General features: G+C 65.2%; 3 protein-coding genes and 1 pseudogene. 1 reads left to right on the top strand and 3 read right to left on the bottom strand.

All coding sequences use genetic code 11. The annotated features are described in order from the left end of the window. The 3 genes and pseudogenes from BBK14_RS12750 to BBK14_RS42160 all read right to left on the bottom strand — a co-directional run. On the bottom strand, window positions 1-411 hold a 411-nt coding region (locus BBK14_RS12750; RefSeq protein ID WP_241831440.1), incomplete at its 3' end, for an ABC transporter substrate-binding protein. After that, a complete protein-coding gene (locus tag BBK14_RS41660) occupies window positions 401-814 on the bottom strand; it encodes a hypothetical protein (RefSeq protein ID WP_338045455.1) in 414 nt (137 codons plus the stop codon). The genes BBK14_RS12750 and BBK14_RS41660, both read right to left, overlap by 11 nt. Window positions 815-1,148: 334 nt before the next feature. After that, window positions 1,149-1,361, bottom strand: a pseudogene (locus BBK14_RS42160) (ABC transporter permease); the annotation flags it as partial. A 368-nt stretch (window positions 1,362-1,729) separates the two neighbouring features. On the opposite strand from BBK14_RS42160, the gene BBK14_RS38210 reads away from it, so the two are divergent. Next, on the top strand, window positions 1,730-1,888 hold the full coding sequence (locus tag BBK14_RS38210) for a hypothetical protein (RefSeq protein ID WP_157904246.1): 159 nt from the start codon (window positions 1,730-1,732) through the stop codon (window positions 1,886-1,888). The last annotated feature ends 155 nt before the right edge of the window (window positions 1,889-2,043 follow it).

Here is a 2,043-nt window from a genome sequence, read left to right as displayed (position 1 = left end):
GGCCGGGTCCTTGGTCCGGTCCCAGTTGAACTTCACGGCCTCGGTGTTCAGCGGAGTGCCGTCGGAGAACACCAGGCCCGGCCGCAGCTTCAGGGTGAAGGTCTTGCCGTTGTCGGTCGTGGTGAACGACTCGGCCATCGAGTAATGGACCTCGTCTGCCTCATCGTTGGTCATCAGGGTCCCGTACAGGGCGTTACCCAGGAGGGCGCCGGACGCATACGCGTTGCCGAGGATCGCCGGATCCAGAGTGCGCGGATCGCTCAACGTGAGGATCCGGCCTTCGCCGCCGGCCACCGGTTTGGCGGAGGCGCCCGTGGACGGACTGGTATCACCGCCGCCGCCACATGCGGCCAGGAGGAGCGCCACACAGCATGCGACAGCGGTGACGAGTAATCGCGTCTTACGAATCATCAGGGGACCTTTCATCAGTGTTCGGGATCGGTAAAGCGGCACAGGGCCCGGGGACTGGGGACGGCTGACTCAGGTGGCGCCCGACTACGGGCGGGTGGTCAGTCGTGCAGAGTGTGGCCGAACTGGTGGCGTGGTCGCCTGTTTCGTTGAGCGCGAACACGGTGAAGGAGATGACGGGGGGCGGGACAAACACCATGTGGAGGGCATCGGTTATCGCATCCTTACCATCGGAGATCATCCCGCCCCAGCTCGGCTGCAGCGGCGGAATGCCCATGCCCAGGGAGCTGAACGGCCCCTCGGCCACGATTGGGGCGGCCATCACGATCGGCCGGTAGGCCCCCAACGGGGGCGACAGGTTGGGCAGGATCTCCCTTGACAGGATCCGCCGGCGGCTCTCGCCCATGTTCCGCTCGGCCATGACGAACTCCCGCGACGACCAGGCGAGGGTGGGACCACCCCGTCACCGGAGCCGACCAAGCTGCATCGCAAAGACGTAGGTCAACACGGGGCCCGCGATGAAGGCGGGTACCGAGAGGACCCGAGGACAGTGCGGTGATCGCCCGATCGATCGCCGTCCCGGGCCACGTCGCGGACACCACGGCCAGCGCCCCGGCGACGAGGAGAACAAAAACAAGTGCCAACGCCGCCAGTTCCAACATCATCGGCAGCCGCTCGCCGATCGCCTCGACGACGACAGGTTGCCCGGTCACCGGCGAGGCGCCCAGGTCACCGCACACCGCATCCCAGAGCCAGTTCAGGTACTGCGACCATAGCGGTTTGTCCATGCTCAGCTTCGTGTTCAGTGCTGCGATCGCCTCCGGGGTCGCGTTCTCGCCGAGGATGACCGAGACCACCGAACCTGGCGCCAGGCCCGGCAACGCCACCGCGCCCATGGTGACGAGTAAGATCACCAGTAGGCTCCGCCCGGCTCGTCTCGCAGCAGTGAGCACGACGCAGCTCGCTTCCTTGGTCCTGGAGAGGGCATGACAACGACCGAATCGGTCCGTGCAGCGTCACTAGCAGCGAATACACCGAGATCTCTCAGAGAGGGTTATAGCCGCTGATCATGACGTTGCCAATGTTTACTCGGGAGTAGAACGACTCGCCCCTCGGCCTCGCGCCCCACTCACCCGACCACCACCAACCAGGCCAGGCCCGGCCACCAGCCCCACACAGGGTATTTATACCCAATTATCGTATTAATACTCAATTATCACTCCAATAGAGACATACAGGATATTCCGTCTCGCACCCGGTTGACAGAAATGGCTATAGCGGTTCCACTGACGAGGCTGGGAACCGCACGGTGGAGCGGCTGATGGGCGAGTTGGGCCTGGTCGGCGCGGTCCGCGGTGACCACAAGCGGCGGACCACGGTGGCGGATCCGGCGGYCGAGCGGCTCGCGGACCTGGTCCGACGCAACTTCGCCGCGGACCGGCCGAACCGGCTGTGGGTAGCCGATAGGTCGCACCGATAGTCACAGCTCCGTCCGAGGTTCCGTGTCTAGACGCGACGGTGGCCTACTCGCTGCCCCGCGGTCGAACGCAACGGCCAGCGACGTTCCCCATGGTTTCGTGATGAGCGTGGCTCGACCAGTGATCGCCGTGCCCGTCGCGGCGACGAAGGAGGTGG

It is taken from the genome of Parafrankia soli, assembly GCF_001854695.1.
GTDB classification, from domain to species: Bacteria; Actinomycetota; Actinomycetes; order Frankiales; family Frankiaceae; genus Parafrankia; species Parafrankia soli.
This window is presented reverse-complemented; position numbering and strand designations above follow the sequence as displayed.

Bases quoted from the DNA above. Each gene is read 5' to 3' on its own strand.
- BBK14_RS41660 (WP_338045455.1), bottom strand. From the start codon at position 814: ATGGGCGAGAGCCGCCGGCGGATCCTGTCAAGGGAGATCCTGCCCAAC.